Annotated in this window: 16 protein-coding genes; 9 read left to right on the plus strand and 7 right to left on the minus strand. The window is 69.4% G+C overall.

The window, feature by feature from the left end; all coding sequences use genetic code 11:
- Positions 1-117: 117 nt before the first annotated feature.
- From AC3WMR_RS16085 to AC3WMR_RS16120, 8 genes are all read left to right on the plus strand, one after another.
- Positions 118-627 (plus strand): sigma-70 family RNA polymerase sigma factor, encoded by a 510-nt coding sequence (locus AC3WMR_RS16085; RefSeq protein ID WP_492264206.1) that lies wholly within the window; start codon positions 118-120, stop codon positions 625-627.
- Positions 624-1,607 (plus strand): FecR domain-containing protein, encoded by a 984-nt coding sequence (locus tag AC3WMR_RS16090; RefSeq protein WP_492264205.1) that lies wholly within the window; start codon positions 624-626, stop codon positions 1,605-1,607. The genes AC3WMR_RS16085 and AC3WMR_RS16090 overlap by 4 nt, the downstream gene beginning before the upstream one ends.
- A 121-nt stretch (positions 1,608-1,728) precedes the next feature.
- Entirely contained in the window at positions 1,729-4,341 is a 2,613-nt protein-coding gene (locus AC3WMR_RS16095) for a TonB-dependent receptor (protein ID WP_492264204.1), read from the plus strand.
- Positions 4,342-4,423: 82 nt separating this feature from the next.
- Positions 4,424-5,470, plus strand: coding sequence for a hemin-degrading factor (locus AC3WMR_RS16100; RefSeq protein WP_492264234.1), 1,047 nt, complete (start codon positions 4,424-4,426; stop codon positions 5,468-5,470).
- 10 nt (positions 5,471-5,480) lie between these two features.
- On the plus strand, positions 5,481-6,314 hold the full coding sequence (locus AC3WMR_RS16105) for a heme/hemin ABC transporter substrate-binding protein (RefSeq protein ID WP_492264203.1): 834 nt from the start codon (positions 5,481-5,483) through the stop codon (positions 6,312-6,314).
- On the plus strand, positions 6,298-7,296 hold the full coding sequence (locus AC3WMR_RS16110) for a FecCD family ABC transporter permease (protein WP_492264202.1): 999 nt from the start codon (positions 6,298-6,300) through the stop codon (positions 7,294-7,296). The genes AC3WMR_RS16105 and AC3WMR_RS16110 overlap by 17 nt, the downstream gene beginning before the upstream one ends.
- Positions 7,293-8,081 (plus strand): heme ABC transporter ATP-binding protein, encoded by a 789-nt coding sequence (locus tag AC3WMR_RS16115; RefSeq protein ID WP_492264201.1) that lies wholly within the window; start codon positions 7,293-7,295, stop codon positions 8,079-8,081. Before AC3WMR_RS16110 ends, AC3WMR_RS16115 begins: the two co-directional genes overlap by 4 nt.
- Before the next feature lie 75 nt (positions 8,082-8,156).
- On the plus strand, positions 8,157-8,639 hold the full coding sequence (locus AC3WMR_RS16120) for a YajQ family cyclic di-GMP-binding protein (protein WP_006390968.1): 483 nt from the start codon (positions 8,157-8,159) through the stop codon (positions 8,637-8,639).
- A gap of 599 nt (positions 8,640-9,238) precedes the next feature.
- Here the strand turns inward: AC3WMR_RS16120 and AC3WMR_RS16125 are convergent.
- On the minus strand, positions 9,239-10,687 hold the full coding sequence (locus tag AC3WMR_RS16125; protein ID WP_492264233.1) for an AlkA N-terminal domain-containing protein: 1,449 nt from the start codon (positions 10,685-10,687) through the stop codon (positions 9,239-9,241).
- A 148-nt stretch (positions 10,688-10,835) separates the two neighbouring features.
- Here AC3WMR_RS16125 and AC3WMR_RS16130 point away from each other — a divergent pair, with 148 nt between their 5' ends.
- A complete protein-coding gene (locus AC3WMR_RS16130) occupies positions 10,836-11,414 on the plus strand; it encodes a methylated-DNA--[protein]-cysteine S-methyltransferase (RefSeq protein WP_492264200.1) in 579 nt (192 codons plus the stop codon).
- Positions 11,415-11,419: 5 nt separating this feature from the next.
- Here the strand turns inward: AC3WMR_RS16130 and AC3WMR_RS16135 are convergent, their stop codons facing one another.
- From AC3WMR_RS16135 to urtE, 6 genes are all read right to left on the minus strand, one after another.
- Positions 11,420-12,025, minus strand: coding sequence for a phosphatase PAP2 family protein (locus AC3WMR_RS16135; RefSeq protein WP_492264199.1), 606 nt, complete (start codon positions 12,023-12,025; stop codon positions 11,420-11,422).
- A gap of 91 nt (positions 12,026-12,116) precedes the next feature.
- Positions 12,117-12,545 carry an arsenate reductase (glutaredoxin) gene (gene arsC, locus AC3WMR_RS16140; RefSeq protein ID WP_492264198.1) on the minus strand — a complete coding sequence of 143 codons (429 nt, stop codon included), beginning with the start codon at positions 12,543-12,545 and terminating at the stop codon, positions 12,117-12,119.
- A 144-nt stretch (positions 12,546-12,689) separates the two neighbouring features.
- The gene (locus AC3WMR_RS16145) at positions 12,690-14,237 is read right to left on the minus strand and encodes a PepSY domain-containing protein (RefSeq protein ID WP_492264197.1); all 1,548 of its coding nucleotides are present in this window, start codon (positions 14,235-14,237) and stop codon (positions 12,690-12,692) included.
- A 7-nt stretch (positions 14,238-14,244) separates the two neighbouring features.
- Positions 14,245-16,446, minus strand: coding sequence for a TonB-dependent receptor (locus tag AC3WMR_RS16150; protein ID WP_492264196.1), 2,202 nt, complete (start codon positions 16,444-16,446; stop codon positions 14,245-14,247).
- A gap of 180 nt (positions 16,447-16,626) precedes the next feature.
- A complete protein-coding gene (locus AC3WMR_RS16155; protein WP_492264195.1) occupies positions 16,627-17,025 on the minus strand; it encodes a DUF2946 domain-containing protein in 399 nt (132 codons plus the stop codon).
- Positions 17,026-17,068: 43 nt separating this feature from the next.
- On the minus strand, positions 17,069-17,767 hold the full coding sequence (gene urtE / locus AC3WMR_RS16160; RefSeq protein WP_492264194.1) for an urea ABC transporter ATP-binding subunit UrtE: 699 nt from the start codon (positions 17,765-17,767) through the stop codon (positions 17,069-17,071).
- Position 17,768 lies beyond the last annotated feature (1 nt).

Below are 17,768 nucleotides of genomic sequence, written 5' to 3' on the forward strand. Positions count from 1 at the left end.
TCTGTCCCCATCATATCGCCGCACGGCCCGCGCAACGACGGCTTGACCTGCATCATGGTTTTGCATTTAGAATGAGATTGATTGTTATTTGTAATCAAGAATGTTCGGGAGTCCGCCGTGTCCAACCTTGCGCTTGCCTCTGGCGACGCCGTCCACCTGCTGTACCGCGCGCACCATGGTTGGCTGCACAACTGGCTGCGGGCCAAGCTGGGCAATTCATTCGACGCCGCCGACCTGGCGCAGGACACGTTCCTGCGCGTGCTGCGCCATCGCCACGAACTGGACGCGCTGCGCGAACCGCGCGCCTACCTGACCACGATCGCCAAGCGCCTGGTGCTGAACCACCACCGGCGCCGTTCGCTGGAACAGGCCTACCTGGAGGCCCTGGCCGTGCTGCCCGAGGCGATGGCGCCGTCGCCTGAGCAGCGCCTGCTGATCCTGGAAACCCTGCAGGAAATCGATGAAATGCTGGCCGGCCTGCCGCTGCCGGCACGCCAGGCATTCCTGATGGCGCAGCTGGAAGGGCTGAGCCACGGCGAGATCGCGGCCCGATTGAATGTGTCGCTGCGCTCGGTGCACCGCTACATCGCCAAGGGCTACGAACAATGCATCATGGCGGTGATGTGAGCGCGCAATGGGGCTTGGCGGGAGAGCTGCCCGCCGTCGAACGCAAGGTGGCGCGCGAGGCCGCGCGCTGGCTGCTGCGCCTGAGCTCCGAGCGCGCCACCGACGCCGACATCCACGCCTGCGAGCAATGGCGCGCCAGCAAGGCCGAACACGAACACGCCTGGCAGCGGGCGCAGCGGGTCAACCAGCGTTTCGGGCTGATTCCGTCGGCGCTGGGCATGGCGACACTGAACCGCCCCGAATCCGGCGACCGCCGCCGCGCGCTGAAGGCGCTGGCCGCGCTGATCGTGGCCGGCCCCGTGGGCTGGGCCGCGTGGCGCGCCAGCCCGTTCGAATGGACGGCCGATTACCGCAGCGCCACCGGCGAGCAGCGCCAGGTCGCCCTGGCCGACGGTTCGTCGCTGCGCCTGAACACCGCCAGCGCGGTCGACGTGCTGTTTGACGCCGACCTGCGCCTGGTGCGGCTGCGCGCCGGTGAAATCGCCGTGCATGCGGTGGCCGAAACCGGCGAGCATCCGCGGCCCTTCGTGGTGCGTACCCGTCAGGGCGACGTGCGCGCGCAGGCCTCGCGCTTTTGCGTGCGCCAGGACGGCAACGCCTGTCTTGTCAGCGTGCAGGAAGGGCAGGTCAGTCTGTACAGCGGCGGTGCCGTGGTGCCGCTGGCGGCCGGCGAACAAGCCCTGCTGACCGGCAACGCCGAGCCGCAGGCCGAACCCGCCGACCCGCACGCAGCCGACTGGACCCGCGGCGTGCTGCACGCCAGCGCCTGGCGCCTGGATGCCTTCGCCGCCGAACTGGGCCGCTATCGCGCCGGCATCCTGCGCTGTGACCCGGCGGTGGCGGGGCTGCGCATTTCGGGCGCGTTCCAGTTGCAGGACACCGACGCGGTGCTGGCGGCGTTGCCGTCGACCTTGCCGGTGCAGGTGCGCTATCGCAGCGCGTACTGGGTGACGATCGCACCGCGCGAGGGCCAGGCCTGAACGCGCGGATTTTCCACTGTTACAAAAAAGACGAGGACGCGCTGTCCGATCCGCGATTGCCGAGGGTCATGGTCAGTAGAGGCACACGAATGCCGATACCCGTTGGATCGAAAGGACGACCATGGCTTACTTCCCTGCCGGCCGCGCAAGCGGCTTACCCCACCCGGGCGCCCACAGCCGCCTGACCCGCCTGGCGCTTGCGCTGCGCCTGGCCACGGCGCTGGCCGCGCCGGCCGTGATGCTGTGGCCGGCCGCCGCGGCGCAGGCCCAGGCGGCCCAAAGCGCGGCCCGCAGCTACCGCATCCCGGCCGGCCCGCTGGCCGAGAACCTGTCGCGCTTTGCCGACAACGCCGGCGTCACGGTGCTGTTTGATGCCACGCTGGTGGGCCAGCGCCGTGGCGCGGGGTTGAACGGGGAATACTCGGTGGCAGACGGTTTCGCCCGCCTGCTGGCCGGCAGCGGCCTGGCCGCGCGGGAACGCAGCCCCGGCGTGTTCGTGCTGCAGCCGGCGCCGCAGGCCGGCGTCACGCAGTTGTCGCCCGTCACCGTGGAAGGCGAAGGCGCGGTCGCCACGCCCGCCTGGGAAACGCGCACCGACCGCAAGCGCATGGACGACCTGCAGATCAAGAACTGGAGCGACCTGGGCAAGCGCGCCGAGCCGGGGGTGAGCTTCAACCGCCAGAACAACAGCATCAACATCCGCGGCCTGGACCAGGACCGCGTGCTGACCCGCGTGGACGGCATCCGGCTGCCGTGGCTGGACGACGGCGCCCGCGGCGTCAAGGGCGGCCTGGAAGCCGTGGACTTCAATTCGCTGTCGCGCCTGGACATCGTGCGCGGCGCCGACGCCAGCTCGGGCGGCTCGGGCGCCATTTCCGGCATGGCCGACCTGCACACGCTGGACCCGTCCGACCTGCTCACCGACGGCAAGACCTTCGGCGCGCTGGCCAAGACCGACTACGACACTGCCGACAGCAGCTGGGGCGCCAATGCCGCCCTGGCCGGCCAGATCCACAGCAACACCTTCTGGCTGGTGCAGGCGGGCCTGCGCAACGGCCACGCGCTGGACAACCGCGGCGACATCGGCGGCTACGGCCCGCGCCGCACCGAACCCACGCCTGAAAACTACGACCAGCGCAGTTTCCTCTTGAAGCTGCAGCAGCGCGTCGAAGGCGGCCACCGCTTCGGCCTGACCGGCGAATACTTCAAGCGCAACGCCACCCAGGACAGCATGTTCGAGCAAGGTCCGGGCACGAGCTACCTGATCGGTGAAAACACGACCAAGAAGGAAACCGAGCGCGAGCGTGTGTCGTTCGATTATTCCTACAAGGCGCCCAGCACCGGCGGCCTGATCGACAGCGCCACGGCGGTCGTGTACTGGCAGCGCATGCAGCTGGACAGCGCCCTGGATGGCGAACGCAGCCGCGACGCGCGCGCCGACATCATTCGTGGCGACCCCTTCCGCTATGGTTTCCCCAGCGGCGCCTACGGCCGAAACAACTCCATCCGCCAGACCATGTTCGGCGCCAACGCCGAACTGACCAAGCGCTTTGCGGGCGACGCGGTGGCGCAATTGTGGACGGTGGGCGGCGAATGGTTCGGCAACAAGACCCAGCAGAACTCCAGCGGCTACGACAACTGCCCGGTGGTGCGCCCGGGCACGCCGGCCCCGTTCGGCCCGCGCGCTTGCGACATGCTGCACACCAACCAGGCCGACGTGCCCGAGTCCAAGGGCAGCCAGTGGGCGGTGTGGGTGCAGGACGAATTCAGCTTCGCCGACGGCCGCTACACGGTCATGCCGGCGCTGCGCTACGACCACTACGAACAAAAGCCACAGGCCACCGAAAGCTACACCAGCAACCCCAATGCGGGTGCGTTGCCGTCGACCAACAGCGGGGGGCGCTTCTCGCCCAAGCTGCTGACCACCTGGAAGGCGGCCGACGAACTGAGTCTGTACGCGCAATACGCCTACGGCTTCAAGGCGCCCAGCCCGACGCAGCTCTACACCAACTACGGCGGCCCGGGCACCTATCTGCGCGTGGGCAACCCCTACCTGAAGCCGGAGACCAGCAAGGGCTGGGAACTGGGCGCCAAGCTGGGGTCCGACGCGCTGGGCGGCGCACTGTCGTTCTTTGACAACCGCTACCAGAACTTCATCGACAGCAACGTGCCGCTGGATGCCGGTTCGCCGCAGTGGCAAGCGGGCTGGGCCGGGCAGTACCCGCTGGGCGTGACGGGCAACGTCAACCGCGCCAAGGTCCGCATCTATGGCGCCGAGGCCAGCGCGCACTGGAAGTTCTCGCCGGGTTGGCGCACCTGGGGCTCGCTGGCGTGGGCCGTGGGCAAGGACGAAGGCACGGGCCAGTACCTGAATTCGGTGGCGCCGCTGAAGGCCGTGCTGGGCGTGGGCTACGGCCGCGACGTCTGGGGCGTGGACGCCATGCTGACCACCGCCCTGCGCCGCAACAAGGTGGAATATCCTGATGCCAGCGCCACCACGCCCAACCGCGACTTCCAGGCGCCGGGTTACGGTGTGGTGGACCTGATGGGCTACTGGCGCCCCACGCAGGTCAAGGGTTTGCAAGTGCAGGCTGGCGTGTTCAACCTGTTCGACAAGAAGTACTGGGAAGCCATCAACGTGCCGACCGCCGGCGCCACGGCGCTGCCGCGGCCGGTGGATTGGTACACGGAACCGGGACGCAGCCTGCGCGTCTCACTGACTTATCAATACTGACCCCCACGCTGCCGCCGCTGCGCGTCAGCGGCGGCAGTTTCGATTTTCCATTCCGGCCGGAGAGCCCGCAATGAGCAACGAGATGAACCAGACCGATTTCAACACCCGCGCCGCCGAGCTGCGCGCCCGCAACGAAGCCCTGGCGGCGGCCAAGCCCGGCCTGCGTGCCCGCAACCTGGCCCAGGAATTGGGCGTGTCCGAAGCCGAATGGGTGGCCGCCGGCTGTGCCGGGGTCAAGGCCACCGAGCTGCACGGCCAGCCCCAGGCGATCTTTCGCGAACTGGGCACGCTGGGCCCGGTGATGGCCTTGACCCGCAACGACTGGTGCGTGCACGAGCGCCACGGCGCCTACCTGGACATCCAGGCCGATGGCCCGGTGGGCCTGGTGCTGGGCGCCGACATCGACCTGCGCGTGTTCTTCTCGTGCTGGAAGTCGGCCTGGGCCGTCGAGCAGGACGGCCGCCACAGCCTGCAGTTCTTCGACGGCGCGGGCGTGGCAGTGCACAAGGTGTACCGCACCGAGGCCACGGACGTGGCCGCGTACGACGCGCTGGTGGCCAAGTTCGCCGGTGAGTCGCGCTGGCCCGAGACCACGCCCTATGCCGCTGCCGTTGATGCGCCGCAGGTGGACGACGCCGCGGCCTGGCGCGAGGCCTGGCTGGGCATGCAGGACACGCACGAATTCTTCCCGCTGCTACGCAAGTTCAAGGTGTCGCGTCTGGCGGCCCTGGCCGCGGCCGGCGAAGACCTGGCCCAGACGGTGCCGGCCGACGCGGTCGAGCGCATGCTGGAATCGGCCGCGCAAGGCGGCCTGTCGATCATGTGCTTCGTGGGCAACCGCGGCATGATCCAGATCCACACCGGCCCGGTGCAGCAACTGCGGCGCACAGGCCCCTGGTATAACGTGCTGGACCCGAAGTTCAATCTGCATCTGGACACCACCGCCATTGAATCGGCGTGGGTGGTCAACAAGCCCACGTCCGACGGCTGGGTGACCTCGCTGGAACTCTATTCGTCCAGCGGCGACCTGATCGCGCAGTTCTTCGGCGAACGCAAGCCGGGCAAGCCTGAACTGCCGGCGTGGCGTGAATTGATGCTGGGCCTGTGCCGCGTGCCGCTGGCCGCTTGAGGAAGACGCGATGAAGACATGGTTGGCGGTAGTGGCGGGCTGGATGCTGGTGGCGTGCGCGCAGGCGGCGCCGCCGGCGCGGGTGGTGACCCTGGGCGGCAGCGTGACGGAAATCGTGTACGGCCTGGGGCAGGGCGACAGGCTGGTCGGCGACGACCAGTCCAGCCTTTACCCGGAAGCCGCCACCAAGCTGCCGCGTGTCGGTTACTACCGCGCGGTGCCGGTCGAAGGCGTGCTGGCGCTGAAACCCGACCTGGTGCTGGCCTCGGAGCAGGCCGGCCCGCCCGAGGCGCTCAAGCGCCTGGGCGAGGTCGGCGTGCGCGTGGTGCGCGTGCCGGATGCGCCGTCGGTGGATTCATTGAAGGCGCGCATCCGCGCCGTGGCGGACGCGCTGGGTGTGGCCGCGGCGGGCGAGCAGATGGTGGCCGACGTGTCGCGCGACCTGGACAAGGCCCAGGCCTTGCCCGCGACGCGCGCGCGGGCGCTGCTGCTGATCAACCGCAACGGCGCGCCGCAAGGCGCCGGCCGCGACACGGCCGCGGCCGAGGTCATGCACCTGGCCGGCCTGGTCAATGTGCTGGACGGACAGCAGGGCTACAAGCCGCTGTCGCCCGAGTCCATCGGCGCGCTGGCGCCCGACCTCATCATCGTCACCCGGGAATCGCTGCAGGCCAGCGGCGGCCTGGAAGGCTTTGCGCGCCTGCCCGGCATTGCCGTCACGCAGGCGGCGGCCAGGCAGCGCATCATCGTGATGGATGATCTGCTGATCCTGGGCCTGGGCCCGCGGCTGCCGCTGGCCCTGAGCCAGCTCAAACAAGAGGCCGCGCATGTCATGGCGCGCTAATCCGCCACTGGCGCTGGCGGCCTTGGCCGTGGTGCTGGTGGCGGCGGTGCTGGCCGCCAGCGCCAGTGGTGCGGTTTCGATCCCGCTGCGCGAACTGCCTTCGCTGCTGGGGGGCACGCCCACGCCCGAGCAGGCGCTGTGGCGCAACGTGCTGATCGACATCCGCCTGCCGCGCGTGCTGCTGGCCGTGGTGATGGGCGCGGGCCTGGCGATCTCGGGCGCGGCGCTGCAGGCCTTGTTTCGCAATCCGCTGGCCGAGCCGGGCCTGATCGGCATTTCGGCGGGCGCCTCGCTGGGCGCGGTGGCCGCGATTGTGCTGACGCACGGCGGCTTCTGGTACACCGCGCCGGGCGCTTTCTTCGGCAGCCTGATCGCAACGCTGTCGGCATACGCGGTGGGCCGGCGCGTGCCGGGGGTGGCGGGCTTGCTGCTGGCCGGCGTGGCCATCACGGCCATCGCCTTCAGCCTGATCGGGCTGTTCACCTTCATGGCCACCGATGCGCAATTGCGCGACCTGACGTTCTGGAACATGGGCAGCCTGGCCGGCGCAAGCTGGAAGCTGCTGGCTTTCCTGGCGCCGTGGGTGCTGGTGCTGTCGTTGTGGCTGATGCGCCAGTGGCGCGTGATGAACGCGCTGCTGCTGGGCGAACGCGAGGCCCAGCACCTGGGGTATTCGCTAAAGCAGGCGCGAGCCCGGCTGGTGCTGGCGTGCACGCTGATCGTCGGCCCGCTGGTGGCCGCCAGCGGCACGATCGTATTCGTGGGCCTGGTGGTGCCGCACCTGGTGCGCATGACGCTGGGCGCCAACCACCGCTTGTTGCTGCCGGCCTGCCTGCTGGGCGGCGGGCTGGTGATGGTGCTGGCCGACTGGCTGGCGCGCATCGTGGTGGTGCCGGCCGAGTTGCCGATCGGGCTGGTGACCGGCCTGGTGGGCGGGCCGTTCTTTTTGTGGCTGCTGGCGCGCGGCCGGAGGCACGGTTGATGCTGGCCGCTGAAAACCTGACGCTGGCGCGCAACGGCACGCGCATCCTGGACCAGGTATCCCTGAGCATCCGTCCGGGCGAGGTGGTGGGCCTGCTGGGCAGCAACGGCGCGGGCAAGTCGACGCTCTTGAGCGCGCTGTCGGCCGAACTGGCCGCGGACGGCGGCAGCCTGACGCTGGACGGCCGCTCGCTGGCCGCAATGCCGCCGCGCGAGCAGGCGCGCAAGCGCGCGGTGTTGCCGCAAAAGCCGGGGCTGACGTTCGACCTGGGCGTGCGCGAGGTGGTGGCGATGGGGGCGTATCCGTTTCCCGAGCTGGCGCCGGCCGAGGTGGATACGCTGGCGCAGCAGGCGCTGGACTGGGCGGACGCCACGCACCTGGACGGCCGCCGCTATCCCGAACTGTCGGGGGGCGAGCAGCAGCGGGTGCAGTTCGCGCGGGTGCTGGTGCAGTGCGGGGCGGGGCGCGCGGCGGGCGAGGCGCGCTATCTGCTGCTGGACGAACCGACGGCCAGCCTGGACCCCCGCCACCAGGCCGACCTGATGCGGCGTGCGGCGCAGCTGGCGCACGAGGGCAATACGGGGGTACTGGTGATTCTGCACGATATGAATCTGGCGGCGCGCTGGTGCGACCGGCTGTTGCTCTTGAGCGGCGGGCGCGCGGTGGCGCTGGGCACGCCGGCGCAGGTGCTGACGCCGGCAAATCTCTATCTGGCCTATGGCATCGAAGCGCAGGTGATCGCGCATCCGTTGCAGTCGGAGCGGCTGCTGGTGCTGATGACGTGACGGGGGCGCGGGGGCCGGTAAAATGGGGCAAACGGCGTTAGCCGGATTTTTCATTTACTGACGGGACTTTTTGTCATGCCTACTTTCGACGTCGTTTCCGAAGTCGACAAACACGAGCTCACCAACGCCATCGACCAGGCAAACCGGGAACTCGCGACGCGCTTCGATTTCAAGGGCACGGATGCCAAGTTCGAGCTGGAAGGGTTTGTGGTGACGCAGGTGGCGTCGAGCGCGTTTCAGTTGAAGCAGATGCTGGATATTCTGCGCGGGCGCTTGTCGGCGCGCGGGATCGATGTGCGCTGCCTGGATGTGGCGGATCCGCTTGAGAATCTGGGCGGGGCGCGGCAGAAGGTGACGATCAAGCAGGGGATCGAGCAGCCTGTGGCGAAGAAGTTGATCGCGGCTATTAAGAACGCGAAGTTGAAGGTCGAGAGTCAGATCAACGGGGACAAGTTGAGGATCAGTGGCAAGAAGCGCGATGATCTTCAGACTGCTATCGCCTTGCTCAAGAAGACGGATGTGGATCTGCCTTTGCAGTTTGAAAACTTTCGGGATTGAGTTTTTTTAGGCGTTCTGTTCTTCGTAGGTCGCCCCTCGGGGCGGCGGCTTGCGGAGCGGGCGCCCACGATTGCGGTCCGGAGCCTTCGCTCCGGACTGCCCCTGCCTCATCCTCGTCCAGGCCTGCGGCCTTCCCTACGGATTCCGTCGGGCGCATCGAGGTTGCCCGCTCCGCAAGCCGCCGCCCCGAGGGGCTACGGGTTTCGAGAAATGGGGTGCCGCTAGATCGAGGGAGGGGGCGAGGTTGGCGTCGCCCGCCAAAACCGGCTGCGCGGGCAGCCGGTTTTGGCATACGCGGTGTCTTGCGTCGTAGCGATGTTCGCTGCGCGTGGGTGAATGGCGGTTTCTTCTTCGGTGCCTGTTCCTGGCATCGGTTTGTGGCGCCAGGCGGCAGGCCTGTGCAGCGCGCGCGATCTACATCCCCTCAATAGAACAGCCGCCCGGCCGCCCGGCCGCCCGGCCGCCCGGCCGCCCGAAGGCCGGGCAGCCCCCTTGGGGGGCAGCAAGCACGCGCAGCGTGTGCGGCGTGGGGGCCACCACTCTCCGGGCAGCCCCCTCGGGGGGCAGCAAGCACGCGCAGCGTGCGCGGCGTGGGGGTCTCAATATTCAGCCCACAGGTGTTGGGCGGCATAGGCGCGCCAGGGGCGCCAGGATTCTGCGCGGGCCAGCAGTTGGGCGGGGGTGTATTCGCGGGATTCCAGTTTTTCCAGGGCGCGGATCAGGCCGATGTCGGACGCGGGGAAGGCGTCGGGTTCGCGCAGTTGGCGCAGGGCGATGTATTGGGCGGTCCATTCGCCGATGCCGCGGATGGCGCGCAGGCGGGTGATGGCGGTTTCCAGGGTGTTGGAGGGGGCGAAGAGGTGGGGGTCGGCCAGGGTGGCGGCGGCGACGGCGGAGAGGGTGGCGGCGCGGGTGCGGGGCATGCCCAGGGGGGCGAGGTCGGCTGGGGCCAGGGCGTCGGGGGTGGGGAAGAGGTGGGTGAGGGGGGCGTCGGGGTGGGTCAGGGGCTGGCCGTAGGCGGCGACGAGTTTGCCGGCGAGTTTGATGGCGGCGGTGACGGTGATCTGTTGGCCCAGGACGGCGCGCAGGGCGAGTTCGAAGCCATCCCAGGCGCCGGGGACGCGCAGGCCGGGGCGGCGGGCGGTGAGGGTGGCCATGATGGGGTCGTGGGCCAGTTGGGCGGCGAGCGCGGTGGGGTCGCTGGCCAGGTCGAAGACGCGGCGCAGGCGGGCGATGAGGGTGGGCAGGGATTGCAGGCGGGGAAAGCGCACGGTGGCCTGCAGGGCGTGGCCGGGGCCGGGCTGGACGTGGACGGTGCCTTGGCTGCCGTCCAGGCTGATGCTGCGGGCGTAGCTGTTGTCGGTGACGTGTTCGATGCCGGGAATGGCGCGGGCGCGCAGGAAGGCGAGCATGGCGGGCCAGTCATAGGGCGGGCGGTAGCGCAGCAGCAGTTTGATTTCGCCCTGGGGGCCGGCGGACACGTCGGGCTGGCTGGAGCGGCGCAGGTCGCCGGGGGCGCGGCCGAACAGGTCCTGGAAGATTTCGTTGAAGCGGCGGATGCTGCCGAAGCCGGCCGCGAAGGCGATTTCGGCCATGGGCAGGCGGGTTTCGTGGATGAGCTGTTTGGCGAGCAGGACGCGGCGGGTCTGGGCGACGGCGACGGGCGAGGCGCCCAGGTGCTGGCGGAACTGGCGCCGCAGTTGGCGCTCGCCGACGCCCAGGCGGTCGGCCAGGGCGTCGATGCCGGCGTCGTCCAGGGCGCCGAGTTCAATTTGGGCCAGGGCGCGCGAGACGCTGTCGGGCAGGTCCTGGCCGGGGCCGGCGGCGGGGGCGGTTTCGGGGCGGCAGCGCAGGCAGGGGTGAAACCCGGCTTCCTGGGCGGCGGCGGCCGTCGGGTAGAAGACGACGTTGCGCGATAGCGGGGTGCGCGCCGGACAGACGGGGCGGCAGTAGATGCCCGTGGTCTTGACGGCGGTGAAGAAGCGGCCGTCGTAACGGGCGTCGCGCACCTGGATGGCGCTGTAGCAGGCATCGTGGTCGAGGTTCATGCGGTCCATGCTAGCGCCGCACGCGGTGCCGGGCTAGCGGTTTTCGGACAGTGTTGTCAGGCTCACTGCCATGTCCGAAAACCGCCAGCGCAAGGTTTGCGGCAGGCCTATATTGATTGCCAACCCGACGCTTTTCAGGAGTGACACCATGTCCAGAACCCTTGTTGCCGCCGCTGCCCCGCTGGCGTTTTCGCTTGAACGGGTGGCGACACCGCTTGGCACGATGCTGGTGCTGACCGACGATGCGCAGCGCCTGCGGGCGGTGGATTGGGAGGATTACGAACCGCGCATGCACGCGTTGCTGCGCCGCCAGTACGGCCAAGGGGCGGTGCAGGTGAAGGAAACTGCGCAGGCGTCGTACGCGACGCGGCAATTGCTGGCGTATTTCGGCGGTCAGGTCGACGCGATCGATGACGTGGCGGTGGCGCTGGGCGGCACCGACTTTCAGCGGCAGGTGTGGCAGGCGCTGCGCGGCATTGCGGCGGGCGATACGGTCAGTTACGGGATATTGGCTACCCGCATCGGCCGGGCGTCGGCGGTGCGGGCGGTGGGGATGGCCAACGGCGCCAATCCCGTGGGCATCGTGGTGCCCTGCCACCGGGTGGTCGGCGCGGACGCGTCACTCACGGGCTATGGCGGCGGCCTGGACCGCAAGCGCTGGCTGCTCGAACACGAAGGGCGCTGGCGTGCGGCCCGGCCGGCTGAATCGCTGGCGCGGGCGGCCTGAAGGGGTCAGGCCCGAATCCAGCCGCGCGCAATCGGCAGCGCCAGCACTTTGCGGTAGATGGCCTGCAGCAGCCCGGTCAGCGGCGCGCCGACGCGGTTCCACACCGGGACCGCCAGGCCCGCGGCGACGGGCGCCAGCACCAGGCCGCCCGCGATATCCAGCGGGAAGTGCACGCCCAGGTAGACGCGCGAGGTGCCGACGATGGCGGCCAGGAGCAGCGTGGCCCAGCCCCAGCCGGCCCAGCGCCGGTCGAAGATCAGCGCGAACGCCATCGTGGCGATGATGATGGTGTGGTTGCTGGGGAACGAGGCGGTGGCCTTGTGATGGAAGAAGGCGTGCCCCAGGCCGATGGTGAAGGGCCGCGGGTGCGGCCACAGGGCGCCGAACAGGTAGCTGATGCACAGGCCGGCGCCGATGCTGGCCAGGATTTTCAGGGTCAGGCTGCGTTGTTCCTGCCCGCCCCACAACCACAGGGCCGCGAGCGTGCACGGCACCAGCAGGATCAGCTTGTTGGCGATGAGCAGGGCGGCATGGATGCGCCAGACCGGCGTGGCCGGGTCGGCGTTGACCAGCAGAAAAAGGGACTGATTCAGGGGTTCAAGAAAATCCATGACACGTCATCACGATGCAATATTTCAATAGCCGCGATGGTAATGGGGTTTCCCGTCAGTCCGCTTACAAATTGCGCCGAAACCCGCGCATTTACTTCTGGATGCGTTTGCCGTCGGCGTTCACGACCTGTTCGCCGTCTTCCTTGGTGAAGGCGCCTTGCTGCGGGGCGGGCAGGATGTCCAACACCAATTCCGACGGCCGGCACAGGGCGGTGCCCAGCGGGGTCGACACGAACGGGCGGTTCAGCAGGATGGGGTGCTGTTCGATGGCGTCCAGCAGGGCGTCTTCGGGCAGGGACACATCGTCCAGGCCCAGTTCCAGGTAGGGCGTGCCTTTTTCGCGCAGGGCGTCGCGCACGCTGATGCCGGCGCGCTTGAACAACGCCTTCAGGGTGGCGCGCGACGGCGGGGTTTCCAGGTACAGCACCACTTCGGGCTCGATGCCGGCGTTGCGGATCATGGCCAGGGTGTTGCGCGAGGTGCCGCACTTGGGGTTGTGGTAGATGGTGACGTCGGACATGGCGGGCTCCGCAGATAAGGGAATCAGCGGGGCCTGGCGTCAGGCCCCGGGGGCAAGGCGATGAGCATAGTGCATTCCCGCGCGGCTTTCAGGTGCGTACATCCAGGTGCGTACTTTCAGGTGCGCACTTTCCGGCCCGTGCTTTCAGGCGCGCAGCTTGCGGCCCAGCCGGCGCCAGCCGATCACCACGCCGGTCAGGCTCAGCGCCGCGCCGCCCAGCGACAGGAACACCAGCAGGATGTCCCACAGCGGCCGGTTCGCCAGCAGGCCCGTCCAGTCCCAGCTGTGCAGAAAGGCGAACAGCCAGCGGCTGGCGCGGTTGCCGCGGTCCTGCTTGCCCAGCACCTGGCCGGTGCGCGGGTCCAGGTAGACCCAGGTGGCCTGGGGGGTGTCGAACACCAGGCGCCACGCCGGCAGCGGCTTTTCGATGTGGCCGAGCATGGCGTGTTCGTCGCGGGCGTAGTAGTAGAAGTCGTAGCGGTCCAGCACCTGCACGTCGGTGAGCGTGGCGCCGGGCACCAGCCGGGCCGCGGCTGCGCGCAGGGCCGCGGGATCGAGCGTGACGGGGTGGGCGTCGGTGGCGGACAGCAGCGTGGGGGCGCCCGGGCCGCTGCGCGCCAGCACCAGGTCCTGACCGTCCACGCGGCTCCAGCGTAGTTCGCGCGGGGCGGCGGGCAGGGCGCGGATCAGCGCGGCGGGCGACGCTTGCTGCGCTTGGGTCGAAGCCACGGCGGCCGGCGGACTGCCCGCATACGCATTCATCGCCAGCGGCGCCGCGTCGCTGGTGAAGACCTTCCACGGGTTCATCGACATCAGCCCGCTGAAGATCCACGTGATGGTGATGACGGCGAACAGCAGGCCGCTCAGGTGGTGCCAGCGCATCATGTTGTCGCGGTAGGGCGAACGGCTGCCGCTGGCGTAGGGCCGCGAAAAGCGCCAGCGCAGGATGCCGACCACGGTGCCGGTCACGGCCACCGCCACGCCGATGACGGACAGCCACACCACGATGTCGTGCCACCAGGGGTCGAACAGGTTGCCGCGAAACGGGTACAGCCAATGGATCCAGGCGCCGACGTAGTTCCACAGCCGTTCGCTGCGGGTGGCGTCCAGCACCACTTCGCCGGTGGCCGACGACACGTACAGGCGGGTGTGCTCGGGGTCGTCCAGGTCGATGCGGTGCAGCGGGCGATGCGGGTCCAGCGCGCCGGAATGGGTGTAGACGTCTTCCTCGACCTCGCCCTGGTAGTGCGCGGCGTAGTCGCCGCCGAACCAGGCCGCGGCGCTGGCGGTGGCGACCTGGGCGTCGGCGCGCGGCAGCAAGGCGCCGCTGGCGCCATCCACCACCTTGGGCGCCTGGCCGCGGCCCGCCGGCACCAGGTACACCGGTGCGCCGCCGCGCACGGCGGCCAGGCTCAGGCCACGGGCGTCCCGGGCGCCCGCCGCCGCCAGCGCCTGGGCGGGCGTGGCGGTGACTTGCGCCGGGTCCAGCGGGGCCAGGTGCGTCATGCGCTCGTGCGGCGTGAGCTTGGGGTAGCCCACGTACATCATCACCACGCCCGACACGAACCACATGGCAAAGAACAGGCACAGCACGATGCCGGCCCAGCGGTGGATCAGGTACAGCCAGCGCTTGGCGCGGGTGGACCAGGCGGGGGGCGCGGGCCGGGGACGGGCGGGATGGATGGCGGTCATGGCGGCCTCAGAAGCGGGCTTGCACGGATAGTTCGAACGTACGCGGCGCGCCCAGGTAATACATGGGCGTACCGGTGACGTTGGCCGCGTACACCTTGTCGGTCAGGTTGCGCACGCGGCCGGTGACGGTGAAGTGGCGGTCGATGCGGTGCGACAGGGCCGCGTCGAAGATCGTGTAGGACGGCGCCCACACGGTGTTGGCGGCGTCGGCATAGGCGCGGCCCACGTAGCGCGCGGCGACGCTGGCGTTCCAGTCGGGCAGGAAGGCGTAGTCCAGCCATAGGTTGGCCACGCGGCGGGGCGTGTTGGTGGGGACGTTGCCGTTGCGCGATACGGCCACGCCGTTGACGGTTTGCGAGAAGTCGTCGTACTTGGGGTTGACGAAGGCCACGTTGCCCTGCAGCGACAGCGTGCGCGTCAGGCGCAGGCCGCCGGCCAGTTCCAGCCCGCGGGCCGACTGCTGGCCCACCGGCACGCTGACCGCCGGATTGTTGGGATCGGGCGCCGAGATGTTCTTGCGCGTGATCTCGTAGGCGGCGATGGTGGCCGTGCCGCGGCCGTCCCAGAATTCGAACTTGCCGCCCACTTCCTTCTGCGTGCCGGTGGTGAGCTTGTCGTTGTTCAGCACGTCGGCGAACGAGGCCGTGGCCATGATGCCGGACGGGGGATCGGCGGCGGTGGCGTACTGCGCATACAACGAGGCTTGCGACGTCACCGCCCAGTTGACGGCCAGGCGGCCGGTGGTGGGCGAATAGTCGCGCGACGCGGACGCGGGCGAACTGGCCGAGACGGCGCGGCGGTTGGTCAGGTCCAGGTCGATGAAGTCGCGGCGCAATGCAGACACGACAGCCACGCCGGGCAGCACCTCGGTGCGGTTTTCCAGCGTGAAGGCCAGCGTGCGGATGCGATTGTCGCGGTCCGGATTGTGGCCGCGCGTCATGCCGGGAATGTCGTAGAAATAGCCGGGCGAAAAATCGTAGGGGTCGACCGCGTCGACCGTGGCGGGCAGGCTGGTGGGATAGCGCGTCTGCTTGTTCACGCTGAGGTCGGCGCCGAACGACCAGCTGCTGGGCAGGCCGGCCAGCGTGGATTCGACCAGCCCTTCGACCCGGTTGCCGACCAGGCTTTGCTCGTGCCGCTGCAGCAGCGCGCCCGAGCGCAGCACGCGGCTGTTGGTGGCGTTGTAGCGGTAGGTTTCGAGGTTGCGGAAATCGCGTTCGGCGCGGTAGTAGTACAGCGTATTCTTGAACGTCACGCCGGGCGCCGCGCGCCATTCGGTCAGCGAGCGGGCCCACAGCACCGATTGGTCGTACAGGCCATCGTCGACGTTGTAGTTCTTGAACCGCGTGCCGCCGCGGATGTGGCCTTCGCCCGTGACCTTGCCGTCCGCGCCCACCGTCAGCGGCGTGCCCCAGTACGGCCGCTCGACCCGCTCGCGCTGGTATTCGAAGGCCCAGGTCTGCGTCACGTCGTCGCCCAGGTCCGACAGCAACGAGGCCGCGACCTGCGTGGCGTTCGAGTGGTTGCCGTCGACCCACCCACGGCTGGAAGTGTTGTTGGCGTCGATGCGCAAGTAATGGCCGCGCCCGCCTGGCGAGCCGGCCAGTTGCTGGTTGATGCCGGCCGACACCTGGCGCGTGTCGTAGGAACCCCACCGCAGCTGGCCTTCGTAGAAGGTGTCGCGCTGGGCCAGCTTGGTGACGTAGTTGATGGCGCCGCCGACCGCGCCCGCGCCGAACAGAAAGGTCGACGGGCCGCCGATGGCCTCGACCCGGTCGTAGATCCAGCTGTCCACCGGCCGCGCCGCGGCCGAGTCGTATTGCACCGAGATGCCGTTGAACAGCTGCGACACCTGGCCCCCGCTGAAACCCCGGTAGCTGACCGAGCCGGCCGACCCCGGGGGCGAGGCGTTGTCCACGCCGGGGATGCCGCGAGCGATTTCCTGGGTGTTCTGCGAGCCGCGCGCCTCGATCTGGGCGCGGTTGATGACGGTGACGGACGCGGGCGTTTCGCGCAGGGTCAGGCCCAGGCGGCTGCCGGTGCCGTCGATGCGGTTCAGGTCCAGCGGGCCGTTGGGCTTGCCGTCGGCATCGTCGCCTTCCACCACGGTGGCGGCCAGCGTTTCGATGGCGGGGTCGGTGGTCAGCGCCAGGGCGGGGTTGGCCGCGCAGGCGCTGGCCAGCAAAGAGGCTGCGTAGGTTTTTTTCATGATCCAGGCCGGCGGGGGCCGGCTTGCGCGCCCGCGGGCCGCGCCGCTTGCAGGGGCGGCGTCGGGGACGGGCGATGATTTCCGGAATGCCGCCAGCGCGCGAAAACGGCCGGCGGGGGGCTCAAGCGCAATGCGGCGCAGGGCCAGCCCGTCAGCCGGGCCGGCGGCCTGCGCGCGGGATCAAGCCGCGGGCGGGGCGCGCGGCTGGGCCGCGCTCCAGGCGTAGAGAGGATGCGAGGCGCGGTAGAACAGCGCCGGATAGCTGACCCGGCCGGGCGGGGCGCGCAAGACGAGCAGCGGCGCGGGCAGGATGCCGATGTCGGCCTGGGGATTGCGGCAGAACGGGCAGTGGGTGCTGTCGCCGTGGTGCGCCGCGTGGTCGGGGGGGGTGTCGTCGCCCTGCACGTCGATGGTCAGCGACGACTTGCCTTCAGGGGCGCAGTAGTCGACGGTGACCTGGCGGCTGGCGCCGCCCTCGGCATGGCTGCCATGCGCCAACGACGGAACCAGGGACGCCCACAGGATCGCGATAAGGGCGATCCAGGCGTAGCCGCGGTTCAGGAAGTGGGCAAGGTGCATGACGGCGCATTATATCCAGGCTCCGCTGGCACCAAAAGGCGCCTCAGACGGAAAGGTGGCGCCGCACGTCCTCGCCGTCGATGGCCGTCCGATCGCCGCTGGTCACCACTTCGCCGCGCGACAACACCACGAAACGGTCGGCCAGCTCGCGGGCAAAGTCGAAATACTGTTCGCACAGCAGGATGGCGATGTCGCCGCGCTGGCGCAGCATGTGGATCACCCGCGCGATGTCCTTGATGATCGACGGCTGGATGCCTTCGGTGGGTTCGTCCAGGATGATGAGCTTGGGTTCGGCCACCAGCGCGCGGGCGATCGCCAGCTGTTGCTGCTGCCCGCCCGACAGGTCGCCGCCTCGGCGCGCCAGCATGCTTTTGAGCACCGGAAACAGCTCGAACACTTCTTCCTTGATGCGGCGGGCGCGCGCGGCGGGCTTGGTCGCCATGCCCATCAGGATGTTCTCCTCGACGGTGAGCCGGGCGAAGATGTCGCGCCCCTGCGGTACGTAGGCCATGCCGCGCGCGGCGCGCTGGTGCGGCGCCAGCCGGGTGATGTCGGCGCCGTCGAAGGCGATGGCGCCGCTGGCCACGGGCAGCACGCCCATCACGCACTTGAGCAGCGTGGTCTTGCCCACGCCGTTGCGTCCCAGCAGCGCCAGGCATTCGCCCTGGTTCACCGCCAGCGAGACGCCGCGCAAGGTGTGGCTGCCGCCGTAGTACTGGTCGATGGTGGATACGTTCAGCATG

The sequence above is a fragment of the Achromobacter sp. FW305-C-28 genome (assembly GCF_058783235.1).

Coding starts and splice junctions, on each gene's coding strand:
- AC3WMR_RS16095 (WP_492264204.1), top strand. CDS start 1,729: ATGGCTTACTTCCCTGCCGGCCGCGCAAGCGGCTTACCCCACCCGGGC.
- AC3WMR_RS16100 (WP_492264234.1), top strand. CDS start 4,424: ATGAACCAGACCGATTTCAACACCCGCGCCGCCGAGCTGCGCGCCCGC.
- AC3WMR_RS16105 (WP_492264203.1), top strand. CDS start 5,481: ATGAAGACATGGTTGGCGGTAGTGGCGGGCTGGATGCTGGTGGCGTGC.
- AC3WMR_RS16110 (WP_492264202.1), top strand. CDS start 6,298: ATGTCATGGCGCGCTAATCCGCCACTGGCGCTGGCGGCCTTGGCCGTG.
- AC3WMR_RS16120 (WP_006390968.1), top strand. CDS start 8,157: ATGCCTACTTTCGACGTCGTTTCCGAAGTCGACAAACACGAGCTCACC.
- AC3WMR_RS16125 (WP_492264233.1), bottom strand. CDS start 10,687: ATGAACCTCGACCACGATGCCTGCTACAGCGCCATCCAGGTGCGCGAC.
- AC3WMR_RS16130 (WP_492264200.1), top strand. CDS start 10,836: ATGTCCAGAACCCTTGTTGCCGCCGCTGCCCCGCTGGCGTTTTCGCTT.
- AC3WMR_RS16135 (WP_492264199.1), bottom strand. CDS start 12,025: ATGGATTTTCTTGAACCCCTGAATCAGTCCCTTTTTCTGCTGGTCAAC.
- arsC (WP_492264198.1), bottom strand. CDS start 12,545: ATGTCCGACGTCACCATCTACCACAACCCCAAGTGCGGCACCTCGCGC.
- AC3WMR_RS16145 (WP_492264197.1), bottom strand. CDS start 14,237: ATGACCGCCATCCATCCCGCCCGTCCCCGGCCCGCGCCCCCCGCCTGG.
- AC3WMR_RS16150 (WP_492264196.1), bottom strand. CDS start 16,446: ATGAAAAAAACCTACGCAGCCTCTTTGCTGGCCAGCGCCTGCGCGGCC.
- AC3WMR_RS16155 (WP_492264195.1), bottom strand. CDS start 17,025: ATGCACCTTGCCCACTTCCTGAACCGCGGCTACGCCTGGATCGCCCTT.
- urtE (WP_492264194.1), bottom strand. CDS start 17,767: ATGCTGAACGTATCCACCATCGACCAGTACTACGGCGGCAGCCACACC.